Here is a 25,462-nt window from a genome sequence, read left to right as displayed (position 1 = left end):
ATTTTGGGCAGCAACGGCCAGCACCACGACCTGCGCAAAACCGCTTTCCCCATAGCTCAGTCCATGCTCCCCGCGGTTCGGGCATCGAAGACTTTCTGACGCCTAGCGGCGTCTGAAACTCTCAACGAAAGCAGTCGGGCCGGTTGCGGCGCAAAAATGTGCGAAAGCGGACACTCGTCTTGGAGCATCGCGGGCGCGACCGTCCTGTCTACTACTGGCCAGGACCGGAACCTTCGTCCGAAGGAAGCGTCCTAAGCGATATCCTTCAGAGGAGGTTCCAATGGCTGATGATATCCATACAACCCGCGAACCCGACGGCACGACACATACCACGACAGTCGTCGACCGCGATCCGAAACGCGGCGGTGGGGCGGGCATCACGCTCCTCGTCGTTGCCGCGCTGGCTATCGCAGCATTTCTAGGGTTCCAGTTCCTCGGCAACGAGAAGGCCGAAACCGGTGCGGTCACCGAGGCAGCGCAGAAGGTGGGTGATGCCGCTCAGGATGTCGGCGACGCGGCCCAAGAGGCCGTCAAATAGCAGGCGGGCCAAACTGCCCCGGTTCAGGCTGTTGTCCTTTCCCCTGTGAGGGACTTTTCCAGCGAAGAATATTGATTGAGCCGCCGCCTGATGGGCTGACGGCTTCGACCGCACGATTGATTTGACTGCTTTCCTGAAGCCTTCGGGTTGCGACCCCCAAGGCGGATGGGCTTCTCCTGGATCATTCGGGGGAACGAAAAGACCCTGCCCTCCGCGGGGTCTTTTTGCCGTACTCCATATTTTGCGCGCAGCATCACCGACGATTTTATCGCTCCATCCGCTGCCGCATAATGGCTTTGCCGCAACTTCAACCGATGCTCCCGCGTTTTTCGGACAACCCCGTCTCCTGATGCCACTTGTCTCATGGCTCTCAGGAGACGCGGCCAGAGCGCCTCTGAGGGTCGGCCGGGGATCAGATCAGCCCTGGGATAGGGCTCGCTTTCGAAGCTCCGCCCGATTCATCTCGCCGCAAATCGCCTGAAAATTAAGGATTTGTTATCCATCTGGCCCCACGATGTGACCGTGCCGCACCCCCTGTGCCCACACACATGCGGCATAAAGTAGGACGGCGGTCGCTGGTCCCGGCCGCCGTCCAGCTTCCTTTTAGGCGTAGATCCTAGTTTTCCGACATTTGGGCACGTCGCCCCGGTGGCGACGTCAATCGACCGATGATGTCTGTAGCCTTCCGTCCCACTTGCGGAGAGACCGACGGCGTGTCGATTCCGTGCATGCCTCCTTCCGCCGGCATGCTAAAGCCCGCAGCCTTGGGGCAATGATCGACAACGTCGATCGACTCGCTCCGCGATTTGGTCTGCCGACAAGGCCGCGCTCTGCGGTCCGGGTCGACCGGGAGGGCGCGCCGCATGGCTGCCGACAATCCACCTATCAATCTGGGCCGCACATTAGGGCTAGCGCTGGTGCTCGCGTCCGATGCGCCGCTGCTTCTGCTCGACGAAAATCTGGCAATCGTCGCGGCGAGCGACAGTTTCTGTGCCGCCTTCGGCATCGATCCCGACACCGTCACCGGGCAGACGATCTATGACCTCGACCATCATCATTGGGACTTGCCGCGGCTGCACTCGCTGATCGAAGCGACGCTGTCGGGCGCCGCCGAGGTCGAAGCCTATGAGATGGAGATCAAGACGAGCGCGGGGGCGGTGCGATGCGTCGTGATCAAGGCGCAGCGGCTCGATTATGGCGACGGCCTGAACACCCGGATGGTGGTCACCGTGATCGACGTCACCGAGGAGCGGCAGAACGAGAAGCGCCACAAGGAACTGGTTCACGCCAATGCCGCGCTGCTCCACGAGATGCAGCACCGCGTCGCGAACAGCCTGCAGATTATTGCGAGCATATTGATGCAGAGCGCGCGCAAGGTGCAGTCGGACGAAGCGCGCGGCCATTTGAGCGACGCGCATCAACGCGTGATGTCGATCGCGACATTGCAGCGTCACCTCGCCGGATCCGATGGCGAGACGGTCGAGCTTGAACCCTATCTCGCGCAATTGTGCGCCAGCATCGGGGCGTCGATGATCTTCGACCACGAGCAGCTAACGCTCACCACCCGCGTCGATCCGGTGTCAATCAGCGGCGATATATCGGTCAGCATGGGACTGGTCGTCACCGAACTGGTGATCAATGCGCTCAAGCACGCCTTTCCGGACGGCCGCCCCGGTCATGTCGTCGTCGGCTATGCCGCGACAGACGACGACTGGACTTTGTCGGTTTCGGACGACGGGATCGGCATGGAGGAGGACCCCGAACGGTCCCAAGCGGGTCTGGGCACGCGCATCGTCCAGGCGCTCGCCAAGCAGTTGGGGGCGGAGATTGCGGTCGAGGACACCGCGCCGGGAACCCGCGTGTCGCTGACCCGGACCGTGCAGATCGCACGGCAGGTCGCCGCCAATGACGAAGCACAGATCGCTGCGGTCTGACCGGCCCTTCCACGATCAGGAGGGGGAATTCAGGACCTCCACGTCATCCGCCTTGCATCCCATCAACGACGTTTCGTCGGCATAATCTGTCGACAGAACATGAACCGCTAGTCCTGGCCGATTGCTGCCCGGCCGCTTTTAGATGGAAAGATCAGGAAAGCGCCCGCCCCCACAAACGGAGCAGGCGCTGCTTCTTCAAAGGTCGGGGCTCAATATTGGACTGTGAGATGATCCTCGACCCTGGTCACGCCCGGCGCCGACCAGGCCGCACGTTCGGCGATACCGCGTTCGTTCCAGGCATGGACCTTCCCGCTCAGCTTCACTGTGCTGCCGTCGGTGGTCACCGTGACTCCAGCCGCGTCGAGGTCGGCCTGGCGCTTGAACGCCGAGACGATGCGGTCCTTGACATCGGTCGATGCCGGCAGCTGCTTGACTTCGATCAGGTTGGTCACGCCGATCACGCCCGAGACACGTCCGGCCGCCTTCCGCGCCTCGTTGCTCTGGAAGTACCAATCGACCGAGCCGGTGAGCGTGACCCAGCCATGCTCGACCTTCACCTTGACCTTGTCGGCGGGGATCGCGACAGTCCAGGCGATCACGTCGACAATGCGTTTGGCAATCTCATGATCGGCGGTCTTGTTGTCCGACGCCAAGCGGACCTTGATCTCCTCGGCGATCGCCTTGACCCCCGCAACGCGGCGCGCCGCCTTCTCGGCCGCGAGCTTTTCGGTGAAGCTCTTTACATAGCCCGAGAGGGTCACGACCCCGTCGGTGACGGCAACGCCGATATCGGCATGGTCGACGGCGGGCTCCCATTCGAGTTCGGCCATCACGTCATGCTGCAGCTGACTGTCGGTCTTTTTCATGATTCGTCTCCTAGGTATCCGGGGGATGGCGCCGGACAGGCGCCGGGTTTCTAGCAGTGCCGCGAGGAGGAGGGTCGCAATCGCCTCCCCGCAGCACCGCATCCCTGAACGCGCCGATCGCATCCGGTTTCGGGTGAAATCGGGATCGCATTCAAAGACAGCCCCGACCGAAGCTACCGCGAAGAGCCTGTGAAAATTCTGCACCGCCTTGGGAGCCTGTGCAGTCCCCTCCAAGCCTGAGCCCGGCAATTTTCCAGACCGGTCACGGTCACTTCGACCAAGTGATGCCGATCTGACCGAACGGGCGAACCGAGCCTATACGCAGTTGACCGTAAGGGGGGGCCGGTCCGAGAACGATGACCGTCATTGAACGGCTCTACGAGCGACGATTTCGCAGCGAAGACAGAAGCAAAGGCCGTCGGTGCGCCGACCTGCCGTTGGGTATGGCGACGTCGATCGCGCCGTCACGGAACTGCCGGTAGATCATAATGCTCAGCACAGCTGCGAAAAAACACCAGACCGAGGCAAAGGCGGCTTCCTTGACGATCTGTGTGATCGTCAGTGCGATGACGTTCAGCACTCCGTACCACCGGATGACATGATGGCTGGAAAGCAGCAGCGCGCCGCAAACCGCGAGGATATAGAACAACGATACCGCAAAGTTGCCGGTAAGCTGATTGCGATAGGCGATCGAATATTGTTCGATGTAGCAATGGCTCTCGAAGAAGATGAGCCCATAGATCATCCACGCGCATACGAGCGCCCCGATGCAGGTCAGCGCGACGATCGCTTTGCGGCGCCGCCCCGGCGGTTCCATCAGGAGCACCGCGAGCGACATCAGCAACGGCAGTATGCCCTGCGCATAAAGCATGAACAGGAAGGTCGAATGATCGAGAGCAACCGGGCCTATCTGGCCTTTCAGGCCGAGCCAGACCAGGCCTTCTGCGAACTGATGCACTGAGAACAGCAATGGCACCGCGGCGAACAGCAGCGCCTGCGGTTCCCGGACGTGGCTCAGCGTTGCAAGCCCGATTAGACCGATTACGCCGGAGGCGGCAAAGCTTGCCGTAGCCGAAAAGCACATGCGCCGCCCTTCCGAAAGATGGTCTGAAACAAGTGCGCATTGCTCAGGATCGAGTGGATGCACCCGCGCGCATGGTCCAGACGTGCGCGCTGTTCGCGGCGGTCACGATCGAACCATATGGCTATGAACGGCCCGGTTTCGCCGGAAGCGTGGCGCTTCTCGCCTCTTCCCGTCGAAGAAGTTCTTTGAGAGTCGACAATTGCGAAGAATCGGTCGTGGTGCTGATAAGCTTCTTGAACCGCTCGATATTCGACTGAGTTACGAATTCCTGCATGGCGCCGGCCTTGGTTAGGCGGCCCGGATTGCCCGAGTCGTCTGACCATACTACGCTCTTTTTGACCGGAACCGTGGGAATTACGTTGCGGGCAACTGCTCTCCGCCACCGATCTTCAAAACAATTGGCGCCAATAGAGGGCAGCAGAACCCCATCTTCCGACAGAGCCCTGCCATCCTTTGCGGTCGTGACCAAAGGAAACCCATCGACTTCCGGGGTCGCAGGAAAGTCTTTGTGATCCGGTTCTAGGCCAATCGGTGGGGAAGTCGAGTCAGGCATGCTGGTGATATGAGATTGCTCGACACTGCGGGATGGCATTATTGGCCGGGAAGATTTTGGTTGACGGCTCGCGGCCGCTTGTGACCGCTGAAGGCCTGCCAACATCAGGGCGCGATGGGTCAATAGACCTGCGCGCGCATCATAATGCTCATGCTATCCGGGCCACCTGCTGACGGTGGCGACGGGATCGTTGACGGACGAAGCAACGATCGTTGCTTCGAGTGGACCGGTGGCTGTTATTGTCGGGGACGCTGCACGACCTCATCCGGCCGTTGGAGCGCCGTCAGTCGAAGTTCGACCACACAACGGCGCGTAACATCGTCGCCAAATAGCAATCGGGGACTCATTCATCTCCACCTCTGTGCGGCCTAATTATCTTCCATTTTCATCATCGACGATCATAGATTGAAATTATGAATCCCATAGCCATGCAAGGATTTGCGAGCGTCGATAATCGGGAATTTATTTGATTAGGCGCATCACGAACCATGCTATACATAGATGATCACTTGATCTTCTACAGAGAAATCGAGTGATTTGGGGAGGAATTCATGCTCTCGCTTGCTGGCAGCGGCGGATTTTCGAATGATCCTTTCCGAAGCGGGAAAGGTGAGCGCTGCGTTCCGGACGGTGAGAGGCGCAACAACGGGACCTATTCGCTCCGCAATTGCCGTGCCGCCTTCGACGCCGCGGGCGCCGCACATACCGCTTCCCGATCTCACCGATGACGAGGGCCCAGCCTTGCAGCATTCTGCAGGCACCACCTGAAAGACTCTGGACACATTCGCCGACAGATTTTTACCGCCTTCGATAAAGGGGAACGCGCCGTGGGAAATTACAAGCTTCTATGGTGGACACTGATCGGTGTGCTGACGGTGACGTTCGCGATATTGAGCGTGTCCGGGGTGGAGGTTTACCGGAAGGCGCCGCCGATCCCGGCGCAGATCGTCGCCGCCTCAGGCCAGGTCCTGATGACGCGCGAAGATATTCTCGACGGCCAGAATGCGTGGCAGAGTACCGGTGGCATGCAGCTGGGCTCGATATGGGGGCACGGCGCCTATCAGGCGCCGGACTGGTCCGCCGACTGGTTGCACCGCGAACTGGTCGCCTGGCTCGAACTTGCGGCACGGGAGAGCGAGGGAAAGCCCTTCGACGCGCTCGACGGCGAGCAGAAGGCGGCGCTGACCTATCGCCTCAAGCAGGAATATCGACACAACAGCTATGATCCGGCCAGCGGCGTGGCGACGGTATCGGACCGGCGCGCTCAGGCGATCGCGCAGACCGCTAGCTATTATGAGCGGCTATACGGCGCCGATCCTGCGCTCCGTCAGACCCGCGACAATTACGCGATGAAGGAAGGAACGCTACCCGATCCGGCGCAGCGGGCGAAGCTGACCAAATTCTTTTTCTGGACCGCCTGGGCCGCATCCACGGAACGGCCAGGCACGGTTGCGACCTATACCAACAACTGGCCGCCTGAACCGCTGATAGGCAACTATCCAACGCCCGAAAACATCCTGTGGTCGCTGGCGTGCGTCGTCATCCTCATTGCCGGTGTCGGCGCGCTGATCTGGGGATGGGCGTTCCTGCGCCGCCACGATGACAATCCTCTGGTGGCGGCTACGGACGACCCGCTACTCTCGGCCGGCCTGACGCCATCGCAAAAGGCACTTGGAAAATACCTGCTCGTGGTGCTGGCGCTGTTTATATTCCAGGTCTTCATCGGCGGCTTCACGGCGCACTACACGATCGAGGGCCAGAGCTTCTACGGCTTCGACGTCTCGCAATATTTCCCCTATGCGCTGACCCGGACATGGCATGTGCAGAGCGCGGTGCTGTGGATCGCGACAGCATTCCTCGCGGCCGGCCTGTTCCTGGCCCCGGTCATCCACGGCAGCGATCCCAAATATCAGAAGCTCGGCGTCAATATCCTGTTCTGGGCGCTGATCGTAGTGGTCGCCGGGTCGTTCATCGGTAATTATCTCGCGCTTTCCCATGTCATTCCGCCCAAGCTCAGTTTCTGGCTGGGCCATCAGGGCTATGAATATCTGGATCTCGGCCGGGTGTGGCAGATCGGGCTGTTCGTCGGGCTACTCCTCTGGCTGGTCCTTATGCTGCGAGGGATGCTCCCCGCGCTGCGCCGGAAGGGCGGCGACAAGAGCCTGCTCGCGCTGCTGACCGTCGCCACGATCGCGATCGGGTTGTTCTATGGCACGGGGCTTTTCTATGGCGAGCGAACGCACATAACCGTCATGGAATATTGGCGCTGGTGGGTCGTCCATCTGTGGGTCGAGGGCATATTCGAGGTCTTTGCGACCGCCGCGATCGCTTTCATCTTCGCGACGATGGGGCTCGTGTCGCGGCGGGTCGCGACGGCCGCCAGCCTCGCCTCGGCGTCGCTGTTCATGGTCGGCGGCGTGCCGGGTACCTTCCACCACATGTATTTTTCGGGGACGACCACGCCAATCATGGCGATCGGCGCGGCATTTAGCGCGCTTGAGGTCGTACCGCTGATCGTGCTCGGCTATGAGGCATGGGAACATTGGAGCCTTCGAGAGCGCACGCCATGGATGCGCGCGGTCAAATGGCCGTTGATGTGCTTTGTCGCGGTCGCGTTTTGGAACATGCTGGGCGCCGGGGTTTTCGGGTTCATGATCAACACGCCGGTCGCGCTCTTTTACCTGCAAGGCCTGAACACCACCGCCGTCCATGCCCATGCCGCGCTGTTCGGGGTCTATGGCTTCCTGGCTCTGGGCTTCACCTTGCTGGTGCTGCGGTATATCCGGCCGGACATGAAGTTCAACAACCGGCTGATGGCGATCGGCTTTTGGGGACTCAACGCCGGACTCGTGCTTATGATTTTCACCAGCCTGCTACCGGTCGGGCTGTTCCAGTTCGAAGCGAGCGTCACCACCGGCATGTGGTATGCGCGCAGTGACGCCTTTCTTCAGCAGGACTTCCTCGAAACGCTGCGCTGGATCCGCACTTTCGGTGATGTCGTGTTCATCGCAGGCTCTGTCGCGATCGCCTGGCAGGTGGTGATCCTCGGTCTGTGGCGAAAGGGCGCGCGGGAATGACGGAAGCGAGTTCCGCCGGGACCCGAACACCGCTGTGGCTTCAAGGCGGTTTTCGGTTGTTGTTTCTGGGCGGTGCGGCCTGGGCGCTGATCGTCGTGACGCTTTGGGTCGGCGTCCTAGATGGATTCTGGACATTGCCGACCGCAATGGCTCCCTTGGCCTGGCACCAGCATGAAATGCTGTTCGGCTATCTCGGCGCTGTCATCGCCGGGTTTCTGAGCGCGGCTATTCCTAACTGGACTGGACGGCCCATAGCGACCGGCTGGCCGGTGGCGGCATTCGTCGGCCTGTGGGCGATGGCCCGGATTGCCGTGCTGTTTTCCGCCAGCATTTCGCCAGTCCTCGCCGCCGTGCTCGATGTCGGGTTCCTGTTAATGCTGTTCGGATACGCGGCGCGCCAGATATTCGCCGCAGGCAACCGTAACAAGCCGATCCTGATCGTCCTGCTGCTATTCGCCGTGGCATGTGGGCTCGATCATGCAGCCGCTATGGGGCTGACCGGTGATCCCGCTATCGGTATGCGGGCCGGTTTTGCGCTGGTCCTGTTCCTAATCGCGATTATCGGGGGACGGATCATCCCCGCATTTACGCGTAATTGGCTGGTCAAAAAAGGAGACGCGCAGGCGTTGCCGATCCTGGCCAACCGGTTCGACCATGCGCTACTCGCCATAACGGCGATGGCGCTGGCCGGTTGGGTATTTGCATCAACGGCTCACCCGGTGGCCTCGCTACTGCTCGTCGCCGGCCTCTTACATGCTGTGCGGTTGACCCGCTGGGCCGGGCTGCGGACGACGGCCGACCCATTGGTGTTCGTTCTGCACGTCTCCTACGCCTGGCTGCCGGCGGGCCTGTTGCTGCTAGGCGCTGCCATTCTGTGGCCGATCGTGCCGGCATCGAGCGCGATGCACGCGCTTGGCGCCGGCGCGATGGCCTCGATGACACTGGCTGTGATGACGCGTGCGACGCGCGGCCACACCGGCCATCCATTGGAAGCGGATGGTGCGACGGTCGCCATCTATGCGCTGGTTAACCTGGGCGCGCTGTTGCGGGTCGCTGCGCCACTGTTGTCGTTCGACTATATGCTGAGCATCCATTTGGCCGGCGGCCTGTGGGCCAGTGCCTTCCTGCTGTTCATCCTGGTGTATGGCCGCATGGCGTTGCGCCGTCCCGCCGGCGCTCACGCCTGATTATTGCACCGGCGGCGGGTCGAACATGATCGTTAGCAAAAGCTTGGCATCCTCGACGCCCTGAACCGAATGCTGATCGCCGCGCGCCAGATAGACCCAGTCCCCCGCCCCGAGCTCGATGCCGGATGGTCCCAAGATGACACGGCCTTCCAGGCAATGCAGCATCATATATCCTGCCACATGGTGTGGCGGTATGCTCGATCCGGCAGGAACGACGAGGTGGATGGCCTCGAACCGGTCCGATTTGACCAGCGCGGCAGTGCCAGTGGCGCCACGTTCGGAAGGAATCGACGGAAGGTGGATCACTTCTCCGGGTTCGAGGTGTTGGAGTGCCATTGTCATGTTCCTTGGATGCAGTCTTGACCATCAGGCCCAGCAATGGGTGAGTGGGGCGGAGGTTACGGCGTCGCTCACCCCGCAAAGCGTCAGCAGAGTTGCAGGCGCATGAGCATTGGACCGGATACGAGACGGATACAAGCAAAGCAGTCGGGATCGACGAGGAATTGGATAGTCGAACGGCCATTTTCGGACGCTGGCGGATCATTTAGCGGACGACCCACATCAGGCCGGTTACCGATTCCAGCCTACATTCATAAACGGCAGGTTTCAGGCGGCCATCCTGTGCCCGCTACGACTTCGATGAGGCGCGTTACAGCCACTTCGTCCGACAAACGCGAACGGCAGGTTCCAGGTAGCCGTTTCACTCCCGGCTATGACTGAGATGAGGCGCATAGCTGACGAGCACTTATGGGGTCGGAGGAAACCCGCCGCCGAGGGGCAAGCAAGGTGGGCAATGCTTCGAGTACCGAGTTTAATCCCCCAGATCTAAAAATGTCTGAAATCCGTCGCTCAGTTCATTTCAAGCTTGCGTCACGGTCACGGTAAGCTTGTGCTACCGGGGATCATTTCGCAGGTGCAGCAAATTTCGAATTGAACATAGTAGCAGTTGCTATTATAACACATGCCATGAGTGAAACGATCGGCTTCCTGCTCAACGACACCGCGCGACTGTACCGACGCGCCTTCAACGCGCGCACCCGCGACAGCGGCGTCACCGCGTTGCAATGGCGACTGATCACCTATCTCCGCCGCCACGAGGGTATTCGTCAGGGCCCGCTCGCCGAATTAATCGAGGTCGAGCCGATCACCCTGTCGCGAATGATCGACCGGTTGGCCGAGGCCGGGCTGGTCGAACGCCGCGCCGATCCGGCCGACCGCCGCGCGTGGCGCCTCCACCTGACACCCCGCTCAGGCGAATTGCTGAATGGCGTGCGCCAGATCGCCGAGACGCTCACCGACGAAGCGATCGACGGGTTGAGCGAGGCCGAACACAATCAGTTGGTCGCGCTCGTCGAGCGCGTCCGTTCCAACCTGTCCCGCCGCGAGTGCGTGAAAGAAGACCAATGACCGACCCTATCGCCCCCACTCGCCCCAAAGCCGATGCACAGCCGGAGGCAGCCGCCATCGCCCGGCCCGACCCCGTGCCTGTGCGCACCGAATCCGAAGCGAAGGACACGGGCAAGGATATGCCAAAATGGCGCACGCGGATCTTGATGTTCGGCGTCCCGTTCATCCTGATCGCGGCAGGCGCCGGCTGGTGGCTCACCAGCGGTGGGTCGGTGTCGACCGACAATGCCTATGTCCAGATGGACAAGGTGTCGGTCGCCGCGGAAGTCAACGGACGGATCACCGAGGTCGCGGTGCGCGACGGCCAGCAGGTCGCGGCGGGGCAGCTCTTGTTCCGTATCGACGGCGAACCCTATGCACTGACCGTCGCGCAGGCGACGGCGGCGATCGACGCGGCCCAGGTCGAGGTCGGCAATTTGTCGGCGAGCGCCGCGACATCGACCGTCGACATTGCGGCGGCACGCGAAGACGTCGCCTTTGCCCAGGTCAATTTCGAACGCCAGGCGGCGCTGATGGAAAAAGGCTTCACCACCAAGGCTGCCTATGATGCGTCGCGTCACGCGGTGATGCAGGCGCGCGAGCGCGTCCGCCAGACCGAAGCCGCAGCCGCCGAAGCCCGGACGAAGCTCGCCACCGGTCCGTCGAGCGGAATCAATCCGCAGGTCGAAGCGGCGCGCGTCCAGCGATCGCAGGCCGAGGTCAATCTGGGGCGCACCGAAGTCCGTGCGCCCAGCGCCGGGCGGGTCGCCCAGTCAGACCGGCTCCAGCTCGGCCAGATGATGGCTGCGGGCCTTCCCGCCCTCACGCTCGTCGATACAGGAAATCCGTGGGTCGAGGCCAATTTCAAGGAAACCGACCTTGCCGACATGCGCGCCGGCCAACGCGTCGAAATTCGTTTCGACGCCTATCCGGGGCTGAAGATACGCGGGCATGTACTGACGATCGGCGCTGGCACTGGCAGCGAATTTTCGGTGCTCCCCGCGCAAAACGCGACCGGCAATTGGGTCAAGGTGACGCAGCGCGTGCCGGTGCGCATCGCGTTCGACGAAAAGCCCGCGCGGGACATGATCGCCGGCCTGTCGGCCGATGTGACTGTGTTCACGAAATAATTGCGGTGCCCGTTCACCTCCTCCTTCGTGTGAAGGACGCGACGCTTTAGCGATGGCAAGCCGCAGTCTTCCCCGCCGGTCGCCCGGAACGGCACTGCCCGCCGACGACAGCATCCCGCTGCACGAACGCGTGCGCTATCGCGGCCTGTTAACCGTCGCCGTCATGGGCGCGTCGGTGATGCAGATCCTTGACACGACGATCGCCAACGTCGCCATCCCCCACATGCAATCCTCGCTCGGTGCGACGAGCGAGACGGTGAACTGGGTACTGACCAGCTATATCATCGCCAGCGCGATCGCGATGCCGATCACCGGCTGGCTCGCCGACCGCATCGGCCGCCGCCAGTTATTCCTCGCCGCCGTCTTCGGCTTCATCCTCGCATCGATGGCGTGTGGCGCCGCACAGACGCTGGAAGAGATGGTCGCCTTCCGCTTCGTCCAGGGCATTTGCGCCGCCTTCATCGGCCCGCTCAGCCAGTCGGTGATGCTCGATATCAACCCGCCCGAACGCCACGCGCGCGCCATGTCGATCTGGGGCATGGGAATCATGATCGGGCCGATTCTCGGCCCCATATTCGGCGGCTGGCTGACCGAATCGGCCAATTGGCGCTGGGTCTTCTACGTCAATCTGCCCGTCGGGGTCATCACGCTGGCGATGATGTGGGCGCTGCTGCCCGCGACGAAAAAGGCCAACCGCAAATTCGACCTGTTCGGATTTTCGATGCTCGCGCTGGGCCTTGCCGCGCTCCAGCTGATGCTCGACCGAGGCGCGCACGAAGACTGGTTCAACAGCGTCGAGATCTGGATCGAACTGGGCGTCGCGATCGCCTGTCTGTGGATGTTCATCATTCATATGTTCACCGCGCGCGCGCCGCTGTTCAACCGCAAGATGCTGGCCGACCGCAACCTCGTCACCGCAATGGGATTCATGATCGTCGTCGGCCTCGTCATGTTCGCCTCGATGGCGCTGCTGCCCCCCATGCTGCAACGCCTGTTCGGCTGGCCGGTGATCGACACCGGCTGGGTCCTCGCGGTGCGCGGCGTGGGCATTTTGGCCAGCATGGCGATCGCCGGGCAATTGCTGGGCAAGATCGATGCGCGCTGGCTGGTCGGCACCGGTCTCGCCATCGCCGGCTATTCGCTATGGCAGATGAGCCACTGGTCCCTCGCAATGGGGATGCAGCCGGTCGTCGTCAGCGGGCTGGTACAGGGCATCGGAATGGGACTGATCTTCATCCCGCTCAATACCATGGCCTTCGCCACCATCCCGCCGCAATATCGCACCGACGGGGCGAGCCTGCTCAACCTCTTCCGCAGCATCGGCGCCTCGGTCGGCATTTCGGTCGTCACGACGCTGCTGGGGTCGAATACCCAGACGAGCCATCAGGATCTGGTGTCGCATATCACCAACAGTTCGTTCAGCCTGATCGACCCGTCGACCGCGGACCGCTTCGGTATCGCCGGCGACACGGTGATGGCGATGATCAATGCCGAGATTAACCGGCAGGCCGCGATGATCGCCTATCTCGACAACTTCTGGGTGATGATGTGGGTCACGCTGGCATCGGTGCCGCTGGTGATCTTGCTCAGGCCGCCCAAGCCCGGTGCGGCAACGGCGTCGGCGGCCGACATGGGACATTAAGGCGTTAGCGCCGCCTTCCTGTCAGGGCCATTGCCGTCACGGCACCCAATGTCGCCAGTGCCATATCCTTTTGCGCATCCCAGATATCGCCCTGCTGCCCATTATAACGGTCGGCAGTCGCGCCCGCTGCGGCGATGGAGAGCAGCCATTCGAAGATTTCGTACAGCGCCGAAATAGCGAGAACCCAGCCGAGTACGGTCCCCATCGCACCGCGCGGCCCAAGGCCGCCCCAGCGCCGCGCCGCCTCGGCGACCGGGATCACCGACAGCGCGCCAAAGGCGAAATGGACGAGGCGATCATAATGGTTGCGGGTCCATCCGAAGACGTCGGACAGGCTCGTCCCGGTCAGCGCGCGCGCCCAGTCGTCATAGGGGACATTGCTATAGGCATAGCGTCCGCCCAGCGTGTGAAGCGCCATGAAGGCGACGATGCACGCCACCGACGCAGTCGACAGCGGCCAGCGGCGCAGCAGCCAGGGGGATGCGATGATCAGCAGCATCGTCGGCAGATGCTGGAGCAACGCGACCTCGGGATAGGGCTGTTCGATCTGGGCGAGGAGCAGCAGGATGAGGAGCAGGCCGGTCAGGCGCTTCTGCACTTCAGGACGCACCGGCGCAGCCGTCATCGATCGAAACCTGTCGCAAGAAAAACGTCGGAAAACTGCGCAACTTCATTCTGAAATGCACAAAATGAGCGGGAGGGATAAGGCCGTGTCATGCTAGCGACCTAGTGCAGCCGGATATTGTAGGACAGCGATTTTCCAGCCTGTCACCAGCGCAGCGACATGCACGACAGGCCGGCGTCGATATGCGCGATTTCAGTGGTGGGCAGCGGGCGAACCGCGACGCCGCGCGCTGCGAGCAACGCGTGCGTTGCAGACCAGCGGTCGCCGACAAGCACCGTATCGCGGATGCGCAGGAGATTGGCCGCGCCCTCTTCGTCGGCCGGGGTTGTTACCACCTCCAGCCCCGCAAATTCGGGGCAGGCCGCGAGCGCGGGGACGGCGAGGATTGTGCGTTCGTCGATCAGCCCGCAGCCGGTCTTGAAGTGCAGGACGCCGGGCGGGGTTTCGGCGATCTCGGCACGGATGCCGAGTTCGCTGAGCAGCACAGCCAGTTCCTCGGCACCAATATGGTCGGTACGGGACGAGAGGCCGATGATAACCCGGTCGGCGAGGCGCAGCACATCGCCGCCGTCGGCATATCCGGGGCCGCTCATTTCGAGGAGACGCGGGTGAAGCGCGGCGAGGGGTTGGCGAATATGCGCAACTTCACCCGCGCGCGTCGGGGCTCCGGGACGGAGCAGGATCGCGCCCTCGGGAAAGGTCAGCGCGACATCTTCGGTGAACAGCGCGTCGGGAAAATCATCGAGCGGCGACAGGACTTCGACCGTCAGGCCGAGATCGCGCAGCGCCGCGACATAGGCGGCATGTTCGGCGGCGAGGCCGGTGAAATCGGGATCGGGACCACCGTCGGCGCGAATGCCATGGACCGCCGACGGCGCGGGCGTGCGGCAGAGGGCGTGGGTGAAGGCATAGGGGCTGGTCATGCCAGCGATATAGCGGCAATGCCCCGGTATCGCCACGGCGATCCTCCCTGTGGCCAAGCCATGGGGAGGGGGACCGCCGCGAAGCGGTGGTGGAGGGGCCGAGACGTCGCGTCATGGCCCCTCCGTCAGCGCTCCGCGCTGCCACCTCCCCATGGCTTTGCCACAGGGAGGAATATAAGATCAGCCCTTCTTCAGGTGACGGCGGCCGAGCAATTCGGCGATCTGCACCGCGTTCAGCGCCGCGCCCTTGCGCAGGTTGTCGCTGACGCACCACAGGTTCAGGCCATTTTCGACCGTCGGGTCCTCGCGAACGCGGCTCACGAAGGTCGCGAAATCGCCGACGCATTCGACGGGGGTGATGTAACCGCCATCTTCGCGCTTGTCGTGGAGCACGACACCGGGGGCTTCACGCAGGATGCGCTGGGCATCCTCGGCCGACAATTCGCGCTCCATCTCGATGTTGATCGCTTCCGAATGGCCGACGAACACCGGCACGCGGACGCAGGTCGCGGTGACCTTGATCTTGGGATCGAGGATCTTCTTCGTTTCGACGACCATCTTCCACTCTTCCTTGGTCGAGCCGTCGTCGAGGAAGCTGTCGATGTGCGGGATGACGTTGAAGGCGATCTGCTTGGTGAACTTCTGGACGTCCTTTTCGTCGCCGACGAAAATCTGGCGCGTCTGGTTCCACAGCTCGTCCATGCCCGCCTTGCCCGCGCCCGACACCGACTGATAGGTCGAGACGACGACGCGCGTGATCTTGGCGGCATCGTGCAGCGGCTTGAGCGCGACGACCATCTGTGCGGTCGAGCAGTTCGGGTTCGCGATGATATTGCGCTTCGTATAGCCGTCGATCGCGTCGGGGTTCACTTCGGGCACGATCAGCGGCACGTCGGGGTCCATGCGATAGAGCGACGAGTTGTCGATCACGACGCAGCCCGCAGCAGCCGCCTTGGGCGCGTGGATCGCGGTCGCTTCACTGCCGATCGCGAAAATCGCCATATCCCAGCCCGCCCAGTCGAAATTATCGATATTCTGGCATTTGGCAGTACGGCCGGTGTCACCGATTTCGATATCAAGTCCCTGGCTGCGCGACGAGGCGACAACCGCCAGTTCCTCAATCGGAAACTCGCGCTCGGCGAGAATGGCGAGCACTTCGCGCCCGACATTGCCCGTGGCCCCGGCGACAACGATACGATAACCCATTTACTCACTCCTCAGCGTAGAAACCGTGATTGAAAAACGAAGATCAGACCTTCCAGCGAAAATGGCCGGTCAGTCTATGGTCGAACAGCGCATCTTCTTCGCGCGCGCCCGCCCCGATATTGTGAATGACGAGCGGCACGCCGGCGGCACTTTTGCGGTCGGACACGATGCCCGTGTGCGGCAGGCGCCCACCAACCAGCGAGGTGAAGACGTCGCCTGGGCGCCAGTCGGCAGCATCACTGGTGACGGCCAGCGCCGCACCCTGACGCTTCCAATAGGCCGCCAGGTTGGGCACCCGCCGATGGTCGATATTGCGGTCGGGGCGGCGCAGCCCCCAATTTTTCGGATAGGCCCCGAAGTTGGCGCGCATGTCGGCATTTACAAGGGCCTGAAGGTCGATGCCCATCGCATCGCGAAACGCGCGGATCAGGACGTCGGTGCACACGCCCTTGGCACGGGGGACATCGCCACCCGGAAATGCCAGCACACTATACGCCGGATCATAGGCCAGCGTGACGCCGACCTGCCGCCGCGCGGCTGCGACCAGTCGCTGCGCGCCCGTCGCAGCGAGCGCCGGGCCCGCAATGCCAAACGCCAGTGCGGCGCCAATGAAGGCGCGCCGGGTTGGCTGCAATGGCACTGGCTGCTGCATGATTTGCTTTGCCCATAAAAAACGACCGGCTCTGCCTGTTGGCGGAACCGGTCGTTTTGGAAAGCTGTTTCGGCTTTGGGGGAGAGTAGCTCTCCTTAGCCTTAGCTCTTGGCTTCCGACCGGTTGTCGCGGCGCTCCGCAATACGTGCCGATTTACCAGTGCGTCCACGCAGATAGTAAAGCTTCGCACGACGGACAGCGCCCTTACGGACGACGGTAATCGAATCGATGTTGGGCGAATAGAGCGGGAAAACGCGCTCGACACCTTCGCCGAACGACATTTTGCGCACGGTGAAGTTGGAGCCCATGCCCTTGTTCGAGCGTGCGATGCACACGCCTTCGAAATTCTGCACGCGGGTGCGTTCGCCTTCCACGACCTTCACGCCGACCTTCAGCGTATCGCCGGGACGGAAGGTCGGGATCGTCTTGCCAGCCTTGGCAATTTCTTCGGCTTCGATCGTCTGGATGAGGTTCATGTCCTCTAGTCCTTTTCTTTTCGCCGCGCGCCAGAGGCAGGTCGGGCCCGAGCATCGATATGACGCTCCCAAAGGTCCGGCCTGCGTAACCGTGTATGATCTTCCGCCTGTTGTTTCCGCCAGGCCGCGATCTTCGCATGATCCCCCGATCGCAGCACTTCGGGGATCGTGCGCCCTTCCCAAAGTGCGGGCCGGGTATAGTGCGGATATTCGAGCAAACCGTTTTCGAACGATTCGTCGTCACCGCTAGAAGCCGCGCCCATTACGCCGGGAAGCAGGCGAATGCAAGCGTCGAGGAGCAGCAGCGCCCCCATCTCGCCGCCCGACAGGATGATGTCGCCCATCGACACCTGCTCGATCGGCCGCGCGTCGAAAATGCGTTCGTCGAATCCCTCGAAGCGGCCGCAGAGGATGATTGCGCCGGGACCGGCGGAAAGGTTGCGCACGCGCGCCTGCGTGATCGGCGTTCCGCGCGGCGTCATCGCGAGAATCGGCAGATCGGGATTCGCCGCCGCGGCATGATCGATCGCGGCGGCAAGCACATCGGCCTTGAGCACCATCCCCGCGCCGCCGCCCGCAGGCGTGTCGTCGACGGTGCGATGCCTGTCGGTCGCGAAGTCGCGGATCTGCACCGGTTCGCACGACCAGGTCCCGCTTTCGAGCGCACGGCCCGCCATGCTGTGCCCCAGCGGGCCGGGAAACATGTCGGGATAAAGGGTTAGCGGAACGGCGGTAAAGGTCATGGCAGCGGTTCCCATAGCGGCTCGGGAAGCAGGTGGCGATCCTTCTCCATTTCGGCGTGCAGCCATTCGCGGAAGCGCTCGATCTTGCGTACCCCGACGCGGTTCTCGCGGTGGACGAGATAATGCGCCGTTCCCGGCTGGTAGAGCGTATCGAAGGGCTGAACCAGTCGCCCGGCATCAAGCTCGGCGCGCCAGAGCAACGGCGTCATCAGCGCAATGCCGTATCCGCCCTGCACGGCGCTCGCCTCTTGCAACTGGCTATCGAGTTCGATGCCGCGGCGTTGTTGCGGCGGGACGGTGCCAACGCCCGCAGCGGCGAACCAGCCTGCCCACCAGGGATCGTTGGGCGCCAGCCGGTCGACGCGGAGCAGGTCGGCGGGCGCCTCGATGCGGTTCACCTCCAGAAACGCGGGCGCGCAGATCGGGGTGATATGGCTGCGGTAGAGAAAGTCGGTGCGCAGGCCCGGCCAATGCCCCCGCCCGACCCGGATCGCGACATCGACGTTGGTGGCATCGAAATCGACCAGTTCGTTGTTCAGCAACATACGCACCGCGAGGTCAGGATAGGCGAGTTGGAAGCCGCCGATGCGCGCGCTGAGCCAGGTGCCGCCAAAGGTCGTCATCGCGCTGATGGTCAGCACATCGGCCTCGTCGCTGCCGAGCGCGGCGAAGGCATCGCCCATCGAAGCAAAGGCGTTGCTGATCGCGGGAAGCAGGCGCTGCCCCGTTTCGGATAGCCGAACGCGGCCTTTTTCGCGCACGAAGAGCGCGCGGCCGAGCCGGTCCTCCAATTGGCGAATCTGATAGCTGACTGCCGCCTGCGTCAGCCCCAGTTCCTCGGCCGCGCGGGAGAAATTCTCCAAACGACCGGCGGCTTCGAAGGTGCGGATGGCGGCGAGGGGCGGAAGTTTGGCCATGGAACCTTATAAGCCTGCCTTATAATATGGTCTACGGCTTTTGTTGGCTGCGTGACGCGGGCGCGTGCATATTCTCTTCATCAAGCGAAAGGAGATGAACGATGAAAGACGAGCATTTCATGCGCGCCTGGAATGAAGGTCATGACCATTTCAGCGCCGATATCACCCGCGGGCTCAAATGGCTCGGGGCCCCCTTCCGGCGCCTCGGCGAATGGATCGCGGTGCCGAGCGCCCCGGGCGAGGACAGCGCCTTCACCCGCGTCGCGGCGCGCTGCGGCGTGGCGCGTCGCCGGGCGCGATAAAGATACCCCGCCCCCCAACATTCAGGGGTTCAGGGCGGAAAACGGGGTGAGGCCGCTCCTTGCAAGGACCTCACCCCGTACAGGCTATTGGCGTTCAGGCGGCACGACACGCAGGCGCAGCGCCTGAATTGTCGCTGGCGTCGTCGGGGCCAGCAACAGCACTCCGTCGAGCTTTCCTTTTTCGCAATTGAGGCGGAAGGCCGTCGACATCGCGCCCGTCGGCGCGAGCGGCTCGGCCGCAGGACAGGCACCGACCTCGGCCTTGAGCTTCGCAAACTCCGCCGTCCAGTTTTCGGCCGAGCGGTCGAGCAGGAAGTTCATCGCGAGCTTGCCCTCCAGCGCGCCAAGATTGCCCGCAGCATAAGCAGCCCTTGCTGCCTCGAACATCTCCGAAACCGCAGGCGACACCGGCACGGCGCGTGCCTCGAGCAACCCCGCCCTGCCCATCGCAACCGCCGTGTCCCACGCGGGCGCCGATGGCCCGGCATAGGTGCGGTTCGCCAGCGCGAACACCCCGACGCCATGGTCGGGCATCAGCATCACATGGCTGCCATAGCCGGGATAGCCGCCGCCATGCGCCAGCGTCAGGCCAAGGTCGCAATCCTGCGCGACGCGCCAGCCCATGCCATAGGCGGCGGCCTGCTTGCATGCGGTCGCGCCGCTGGCGCCGGTGCGGTTCGCCACCGCCACGAAATTGAGCCCCTGCGCCATTTCGCGCACCGTCGCACGCTTGACCGGCCCCGTGTCGGCATCGTCGCGCGGCGGCCAGGCGGAGAGCAGAAAGGCGACCCATTTGGCATAGTCATTGGCGCTGACCTGAAGCCCGCCCATGCTGTTGAATGCGCCATCAACCATCTCGGGCTCAGCCGACCAGCGTTCATTTTCCCAGCGATAGCCGAGCGCATAACGCGCTTTGGGCGCGTTCGGCGCATCATAGCCGCTGCTCGTCATGCCGAGCGGGGTCAGGATCGTCCGCTGGACATAGGCGGTATAGGCCATGCCCGACGCCTTGGCGACGATCCGGCCGAGCAGCGCATAGCCGAAGTTCGAATATTCATGTTGGGTTTGCGGCGCGCGGCTGAACGGCACACCCGCCGCGACCATCCGCGTGAAATCCTCTTGCGGCAATATCTGTTGCCGATCGCCCCACGGGTCGTCGGTAACGAGACCGCCGACATGCTGAAGCAGGTCACGGACCCGGATGCGCGGACTGTCCCCGGTCGGATAGGTCCAGCCCTTCATTTCCGGCACATATTGCTCGGCGAGATCGTCAAGACGCAGCTTGCCCTCGTCGCGGAGATGGAGGATCGACAAGGCGGTGAAGGCCTTGGTCATCGACGCGATGCGGAACAGGCTGTCGGCTGTGACCGGGCGCCGGGCGTCCAGATCCTGAACGCCGATGCCCTTCACATAGGCGAGCTTGCCGTCCTTGACGACGCCATAGACCATGCCGGGAACATGCGCGTCGGCCTGATATTTCGCGAACAGCGCATCAATTTCGGGGGTAAGTTGGTCGAGGGTCTGGGGAGCAGATTCTTGTGCGGTGGCGGCAAGTGGCGTTGCCAGCAAAGCGACCAGAAGAAGACCAAATTTCTGGCGCATAAAAACCCCCGTTCGTGCTGAGCTTGTCGAAGCACTATTCTTCGTCAGCAACATAGAAAGGAAGAACGGCCCTTCGACAAGCTCAGGGCGAACGGATTTTTACGAGAGGGCGTTATTCTTCGATAAAGGCGGCGTTGATCACCACCTGCTCGCCCCATTCGGGGACGGCGCCCGCATTCATCGGCACCATGAAGCGCTTGCCGTTGGGGCGCTGGATTTCGAGGATGTCGCCGGCGCCGAAATTGTCGATCGCGACGACCTCGCCCACCGCTTCGCCATCGGTCGAAACGCACGACAGACCGAGCAAATCATGGTGATAATATTCGCCCTCGCCGAGCGGCGGCAGCGCCGAGCGCGGGACGGTCAGCAAGGTGCCGCGAAGCGCTTCGGCGGCGCTGCGGTCGGTAACTTCGGCGAAGGTCGCGACCGCGCCCTGATTCGCCGGGCGCACCGATTTCAACGTCAGGCGCCGGTCGCCCGCGTCGAATGTGGAAAAGGCGCGGAGAGACTCCGCGCCTTCGCCGAATAGTTTGAGACGCACCTCGCCCCGCACCCCGTGCGCGCCAGCAATGGCAGCCAGAGTGACGGGGCGCGATGCGAGGGCCAAGGCTTAGCCCTCGGCCTTTTCTTCGCCAGCTTCAGCCGACGGAGCTTCTTCAGCAACGGGGCCGCCTTCGGCAACTTCCTCGGCGATCGCGGTTGCGTCGGCGGGGGTGGCTTCGGCCGGGACTTCGTCAGCCACGGCTTCGGCAACGGCTTCGGTGGTTTCTTCGCTCTTCACCGAACCGGTTGCGTCTGATTCTGCGGCTTCAGGAGCCGCAGCTTCTTCAGCAACAACTTCGGGTTCCGGCGCCGGAGCGGCAGCTGCAGCGGCTGCAGCTTCTGCGGCGTCAGCAATCTTCTGCGCCTTTTCCTCGGCGCGTTCCTTGGCCTTTTCGCCCGGGACTGCCTTGTTGGGGTTGTTGCGCGCGGCGCGTTCCTGGACACCGGCGGCGTCGAGGAAGCGAGCGACGCGGTCGCTCGGCTGGGCGCCGACGCTCAGCCAATGCTTCGCGCGGTCGGCGTCGAGCTTGATGCGCTCGGGATTGTCCTTGGCGAGCAGCGGGTTGTAGCTGCCGATACGCTCGATGAAGCGGCCGTCACGCGGAGCGCGCGAATCGGCAACGACGATCTTGTAGTAAGGGCGCTTCTTGGAGCCGCCGCGCGAAAGGCGAATAGAGGTAGCCATGATATTGTCCTTCAGGTTTAAAGTTTGGTAATTGGTCGAATTATTTCTTTTTATTCATCAGGTTGGCGAGTTCGGGCGGGATGCCGCCCCCGCCGAGGCCGGGAAGGCCGCCAGCGCCCCCCATACCGCCGCCCATTCCGGGAATTCCGCCGCCCTTGCCGAACAGCGCGCCGAGCCCCTTGAGCCCGCCCATCTTGCGGATCTTCTTCATCGCGCCGGCCATTTCCTGATGCATCTTCAGCACCCGGTTGACCTGTTGCACCGTGGTGCCCGAACCGTTGGCGATGCGGATCTTGCGCTTCGCGGTCAGGATTTCAGGCTTCGCGCGCTCCTTGGGAGTCATCGACCCCATGATTGCGTCGAAATGGATGAGCATCTTGTCGTCGGCGGCGCCCTGCGCCATCGCGACCTGCGCCTTTTTCATGCCGGGGATCATCCCCGCCAGCGCGCCGAGGCCACCCATGCGGCGCATCTGGTTGAGCTGGGTGCGCAAGTCGTTGAGGTCGAAGAGGCCCTTCGCCATCTTCGCCGCCATCGCCTCGGCCTCTTCGGCCTGGATCGTCTCCGCAGCGCGTTCGACGAGGCTGACGACATCGCCCATGCCAAGGATGCGGCCCGCGATACGCGACGGCTGGAAGAGTTCGAGCTCGCCCAGCTTTTCGCCCGTGCCCGCGAATTTGATCGGCTTGCCGGTGACGGCACGCATCGACAGCGCAGCACCGCCGCGCGCGTCGCCATCCATGCGGGTGAGCACGACGCCGGTCAGCGGCACCTGATCGGTAAAGCGCTGCGCGACCTGCACCGCGTCCTGTCCGGTCAGGCTATCGACGACGAGGAGGGTTTCGACCGGGTTCGCCGTGCGCGACACCGCCTGCATCTCGTCCATCAATTGCTGGTCGACGTGGAGCCGGCCCGCGGTGTCGAGCATCAGAACGTCATAGCCCTGGAGCTTCGCGGCCTGCATCGCGCGCTGCGCGATCTCGACCGGCCCTTGGCCTGCAACGATCGGCAGTGTTGCGACGTCGATCTGGGCGCCGAGGACGGCAAGCTGTTCCTGCGCGGCGGGGCGATTGACGTCGAGCGACGCCATCAGCACCTTCTTGCGCTCTTTTTCCTTGAGGCGCTTCGCGATCTTCGCGGTGGTGGTGGTCTTGCCCGAGCCTTGCAGGCCGACCATCATGATGACGGCGGGGGGCGCGACGTTCAGGTCGAGCTCGGCGGTTTCGGAGCCGAGCATTTCGGTCAGCGCGTCGCTGACGATCTTGACCACCTGCTGCCCCGGGGTGACCGAGCGCAGGACATTGGCGCCGATCGCGAGTTCGGTGACCTGATCGACGAAGCTGCGCACGACGGGCAGCGCAACATCGGCCTCGAGCAGCGCGATTCGCACTTCGCGCATCGCGGCGCGCACGTCGGCCTCGGTCAGCGCGCCGCGGCCACGGAGCTTCCCGAAAACATCGCCCAGGCGGGTGCTCAGACTGTCGAACATGGCGCCTTCAAATCCCTTCCTCGGCTCGCAACGCAAAAGACGCCGGTGAGCGAAACCTCGCCAACCAGCGCTATCCGTGGACAGAGTTTTTCCGTCGCGGAGTCGATATGCCCGGACGCAATATGTGCCCGGACGTCGGCCCCCTACACAAAAGCGCGCGCAAAGGCAAGGCGGGCGGCCAGCGCCCTGCTTAACGCAAATTTCATCGCTTCGCGTCCAAAAGACTGGCGAGTGTGGGGAAATACTTATGTCAGCAGCGACGATCGAGCCGAAGCCATATGATCGCAGCGAGGGCGCCAAACGCGACATCATCGCGGGCGGAGTCGTCATTGCGGCGATTCTGCTGTTCGTCGGCACCGGCGGCAAAGTCATGCAGGCGGTCGTCGGCACCCTCATCGGCATCGGCGGCGGACCAGATAAGGTGCTGTCGGTTGCGCTACTCCTCAACATCGCGCTGATCCTGTTCGGCTGGCGTCGCTACAAGGATCTGAACCGCGAAATCCGCGAACGCACCGAAGCCGAGCAACGCGCCCGCTATCTCGCCGACACTGATCCCCTGACCGGTTTCCTCAATCGCCGCGCGCTGCTTGCCAGAGGGCAGCGACTGATCGCTGGCGCCGCCGCCGAGGGACGCCATGTCGCGCTCTTCCTGCTCGACCTCGATCATTTCAAGACGGTCAACGACATTCACGGCCATGCCGCGGGCGACCGCGTGCTGCACGTCTCGGCCGAGCGCATTTCCGCCATCCTGCCACCCAGCGCGACCATGGCGCGGCTGGGCGGCGACGAATTTGTCGCCATGCTGCCGTTCGAGCCCGCCGCGCGGCCAGACATCGACGCGCTCGCAACCCAGCTTGTCGCCGCGCTCGAGGCGTCAGTCGCGCATGACGCGCAGATGATTCACATCGGCGCGTCGCTCGGCATTTCGCTGGCGACCGACGCCAGCGCGGTGATGGAAACGATGGTCCGCCAGGCCGACATTGCCATGTATCATTGCAAGGACAAGGGACGGAACCGCTATTGCTGGTTCGAAAACGGGATGGAAATGGCCGTGCAGGTCCGCAACCAGATCGAAACCGGCATCCGCGAAGGCATGCCGCGCGGCGAATTCGTCCCGCATTTCGAACCGCAGGTCGATATCGCCAGCGGCCGACTGGTCGGCTTTGAAATGCTGATGCGCTGGGAATCGCCCGAATATGGGATGATCCCGCCCGAACGCTTTATCCCGATCGCCGAGGAAAGCGGGCTGATCGGCGAATTGTCGCTGCAGGTGATCAAAGAGGCGATGGAAGCCGCCAAGGCCTGGGACCCGTCAATCATGCTGGCGGTCAACATCTCGCCGCAGCAGCTGAAGGACCCGTGGTTCAGCCAGAAACTGACCAAATTGCTGGTCGAGACGGGCTTTCCGGCCAGCCAGCTCGAGGTCGAGATCACCGAAAGCTCGCTGTTCGAAAATCTGCCGCTCGTCCGCTCGATCGTCACCAGCCTGAAAAATCAGGGCGTATCGCTCAGCCTCGACGACTTCGGCACCGGCTATAGTTCGCTATCGCATCTGCGCGCACTGCCCTTCGACCGGATCAAGATAGACCGCAGCTTCATCGCCGCAATGCGCGGCAGCCCCGATGCGCTGGCGATCGTCGTCGCCATCGTCCGGCTCGGCGAAAGCCTGTCTATGCCGATCACCGCCGAGGGAGTCGAGGATGAAGCGACCGCGGTCGAACTGACGCGGCTCGGCTGCGGCAAAGGGCAGGGCTGGCATTATGGCCGCGCCATGTCGGCGACCGACACCGCGCGCCTGCTTGCCGATCGCGATCTGCTGCGTACACCGCTGCTGCCGCCGACAAGCCCTGACACCGGCGATACCGAACCGCTGCGCAAGTCGGCCTGACCGCCACCCGCATC

General features: G+C 63.0%; 22 protein-coding genes and 1 pseudogene. 9 read left to right on the top strand and 14 right to left on the bottom strand.

Annotated elements, in window-relative coordinates; translation table 11 throughout:
- Positions 1-280: 280 nt before the first annotated feature.
- Together CDQ91_RS18035 and CDQ91_RS18030 are read left to right on the top strand one after the other, a co-directional pair.
- Positions 281-538, top strand: a complete 258-nt coding sequence (locus CDQ91_RS18035; RefSeq protein ID WP_088474089.1) for a hypothetical protein — start codon at positions 281-283, stop codon at positions 536-538.
- An 863-nt stretch (positions 539-1,401) separates the two neighbouring features.
- The gene (locus tag CDQ91_RS18030) at positions 1,402-2,472 is read left to right on the top strand and encodes a sensor histidine kinase (RefSeq protein ID WP_088474088.1); all 1,071 of its coding nucleotides are present in this window, start codon (positions 1,402-1,404) and stop codon (positions 2,470-2,472) included.
- Positions 2,473-2,681: 209 nt separating this feature from the next.
- Here CDQ91_RS18030 and CDQ91_RS18025 read toward each other — a convergent pair whose 3' ends face one another.
- Together CDQ91_RS18025 and CDQ91_RS18020 are read right to left on the bottom strand one after the other, a co-directional pair.
- Positions 2,682-3,338: a BON domain-containing protein gene (locus tag CDQ91_RS18025; RefSeq protein ID WP_088474087.1), complete on the bottom strand. Its 657-nt coding sequence runs from the start codon at positions 3,336-3,338 to the stop codon at positions 2,682-2,684.
- 376 nt (positions 3,339-3,714) lie between these two features.
- Positions 3,715-4,422 carry a DUF6629 family protein gene (locus CDQ91_RS18020; protein WP_088474086.1) on the bottom strand — a complete coding sequence of 236 codons (708 nt, stop codon included), beginning with the start codon at positions 4,420-4,422 and terminating at the stop codon, positions 3,715-3,717.
- A gap of 1,380 nt (positions 4,423-5,802) precedes the next feature.
- On the opposite strand from CDQ91_RS18020, the gene CDQ91_RS18010 reads away from it, so the two are divergent.
- Positions 5,803-8,052: a nitric-oxide reductase large subunit gene (locus CDQ91_RS18010; RefSeq protein WP_088474084.1), complete on the top strand. Its 2,250-nt coding sequence runs from the start codon at positions 5,803-5,805 to the stop codon at positions 8,050-8,052.
- On the top strand, positions 8,049-9,239 hold the full coding sequence (locus CDQ91_RS18005; protein ID WP_088474083.1) for an NnrS family protein: 1,191 nt from the start codon (positions 8,049-8,051) through the stop codon (positions 9,237-9,239). Before CDQ91_RS18010 ends, CDQ91_RS18005 begins: the two co-directional genes overlap by 4 nt.
- Here CDQ91_RS18005 and CDQ91_RS18000 read toward each other — a convergent pair whose 3' ends face one another.
- Positions 9,240-9,575 carry a cupin domain-containing protein gene (locus CDQ91_RS18000; RefSeq protein WP_088474082.1) on the bottom strand — a complete coding sequence of 112 codons (336 nt, stop codon included), beginning with the start codon at positions 9,573-9,575 and terminating at the stop codon, positions 9,240-9,242. It lies immediately after the preceding gene.
- A 630-nt stretch (positions 9,576-10,205) separates the two neighbouring features.
- Here CDQ91_RS18000 and CDQ91_RS17995 point away from each other — a divergent pair.
- The 3 genes from CDQ91_RS17995 to CDQ91_RS17985 are packed head-to-tail and all read left to right on the top strand — an operon-like array spanning position 10,206 to position 13,397.
- A complete protein-coding gene (locus CDQ91_RS17995) occupies positions 10,206-10,646 on the top strand; it encodes a MarR family winged helix-turn-helix transcriptional regulator (RefSeq protein WP_088474081.1) in 441 nt (146 codons plus the stop codon).
- Positions 10,643-11,755: an HlyD family secretion protein gene (locus CDQ91_RS17990; protein WP_088474080.1), complete on the top strand. Its 1,113-nt coding sequence runs from the start codon at positions 10,643-10,645 to the stop codon at positions 11,753-11,755. The genes CDQ91_RS17995 and CDQ91_RS17990 overlap by 4 nt, the downstream gene beginning before the upstream one ends.
- 52 nt (positions 11,756-11,807) lie before the next feature.
- Entirely contained in the window at positions 11,808-13,397 is a 1,590-nt protein-coding gene (locus CDQ91_RS17985; RefSeq protein ID WP_088474079.1) for an MDR family MFS transporter, read from the top strand.
- A 4-nt stretch (positions 13,398-13,401) separates the two neighbouring features.
- On the opposite strand, the gene CDQ91_RS17980 is transcribed toward CDQ91_RS17985, so the two are convergent.
- The 7 genes from CDQ91_RS17980 to CDQ91_RS17950 all read right to left on the bottom strand — a co-directional run bounded on the left by CDQ91_RS17980 (position 13,402) and on the right by CDQ91_RS17950 (position 18,939).
- Positions 13,402-14,022 (bottom strand): DUF2238 domain-containing protein, encoded by a 621-nt coding sequence (locus tag CDQ91_RS17980; protein ID WP_088474078.1) that lies wholly within the window; start codon positions 14,020-14,022, stop codon positions 13,402-13,404.
- A gap of 143 nt (positions 14,023-14,165) precedes the next feature.
- The gene (locus tag CDQ91_RS17975; protein WP_237246037.1) at positions 14,166-14,981 is read right to left on the bottom strand and encodes an arginine deiminase family protein; all 816 of its coding nucleotides are present in this window, start codon (positions 14,979-14,981) and stop codon (positions 14,166-14,168) included.
- Between the two features lie 144 nt (positions 14,982-15,125).
- Entirely contained in the window at positions 15,126-16,151 is a 1,026-nt protein-coding gene (locus CDQ91_RS17970; protein ID WP_088474076.1) for an aspartate-semialdehyde dehydrogenase, read from the bottom strand.
- A gap of 43 nt (positions 16,152-16,194) precedes the next feature.
- A complete protein-coding gene (locus CDQ91_RS17965; RefSeq protein ID WP_201791918.1) occupies positions 16,195-16,791 on the bottom strand; it encodes a DUF1287 domain-containing protein in 597 nt (198 codons plus the stop codon).
- A 113-nt stretch (positions 16,792-16,904) separates the two neighbouring features.
- Positions 16,905-17,279 carry a 50S ribosomal protein L19 gene (gene rplS / locus CDQ91_RS17960; protein ID WP_088474074.1) on the bottom strand — a complete coding sequence of 125 codons (375 nt, stop codon included), beginning with the start codon at positions 17,277-17,279 and terminating at the stop codon, positions 16,905-16,907.
- A gap of 5 nt (positions 17,280-17,284) precedes the next feature.
- Positions 17,285-18,022: a tRNA (guanosine(37)-N1)-methyltransferase TrmD gene (gene trmD / locus CDQ91_RS17955; protein WP_088474097.1), complete on the bottom strand. Its 738-nt coding sequence runs from the start codon at positions 18,020-18,022 to the stop codon at positions 17,285-17,287.
- Entirely contained in the window at positions 18,019-18,939 is a 921-nt protein-coding gene (locus tag CDQ91_RS17950) for a LysR substrate-binding domain-containing protein (protein WP_088474073.1), read from the bottom strand. The genes trmD and CDQ91_RS17950 overlap by 4 nt, the downstream gene beginning before the upstream one ends.
- Before the next feature lie 101 nt (positions 18,940-19,040).
- Between CDQ91_RS17950 and CDQ91_RS17945 the strand changes: the two genes are divergently transcribed.
- Positions 19,041-19,241, top strand: a complete 201-nt coding sequence (locus tag CDQ91_RS17945; RefSeq protein ID WP_088474072.1) for a hypothetical protein — start codon at positions 19,041-19,043, stop codon at positions 19,239-19,241.
- Positions 19,242-19,325: 84 nt separating this feature from the next.
- Here CDQ91_RS17945 and CDQ91_RS17940 read toward each other — a convergent pair whose 3' ends face one another.
- The 4 genes and pseudogenes from CDQ91_RS17940 to ffh all read right to left on the bottom strand — a co-directional run bounded on the left by CDQ91_RS17940 (position 19,326) and on the right by ffh (position 23,560).
- A complete protein-coding gene (locus CDQ91_RS17940) occupies positions 19,326-20,843 on the bottom strand; it encodes a serine hydrolase domain-containing protein (RefSeq protein WP_088474071.1) in 1,518 nt (505 codons plus the stop codon).
- A gap of 112 nt (positions 20,844-20,955) precedes the next feature.
- Positions 20,956-21,450, bottom strand: a complete 495-nt coding sequence (gene rimM, locus CDQ91_RS17935; protein WP_088474070.1) for a ribosome maturation factor RimM — start codon at positions 21,448-21,450, stop codon at positions 20,956-20,958.
- A gap of 180 nt (positions 21,451-21,630) precedes the next feature.
- Positions 21,631-22,071, bottom strand: a pseudogene (gene rpsP, locus CDQ91_RS17930) (30S ribosomal protein S16); the annotation flags it as partial.
- 40 nt (positions 22,072-22,111) lie between these two features.
- Positions 22,112-23,560: a signal recognition particle protein gene (ffh, locus tag CDQ91_RS17925; protein ID WP_088474068.1), complete on the bottom strand. Its 1,449-nt coding sequence runs from the start codon at positions 23,558-23,560 to the stop codon at positions 22,112-22,114.
- Positions 23,561-23,807: 247 nt separating this feature from the next.
- Between ffh and CDQ91_RS17920 the strand changes: the two genes are divergently transcribed.
- The gene (locus CDQ91_RS17920; protein ID WP_088474067.1) at positions 23,808-25,448 is read left to right on the top strand and encodes a putative bifunctional diguanylate cyclase/phosphodiesterase; all 1,641 of its coding nucleotides are present in this window, start codon (positions 23,808-23,810) and stop codon (positions 25,446-25,448) included.
- The last annotated feature ends 14 nt before the right edge of the window (positions 25,449-25,462 follow it).

Source organism: Sphingopyxis witflariensis, assembly GCF_002205635.1.
GTDB classification, from domain to species: domain Bacteria; phylum Pseudomonadota; class Alphaproteobacteria; order Sphingomonadales; family Sphingomonadaceae; genus Sphingopyxis; species Sphingopyxis witflariensis.
This window is presented reverse-complemented; position numbering and strand designations above follow the sequence as displayed.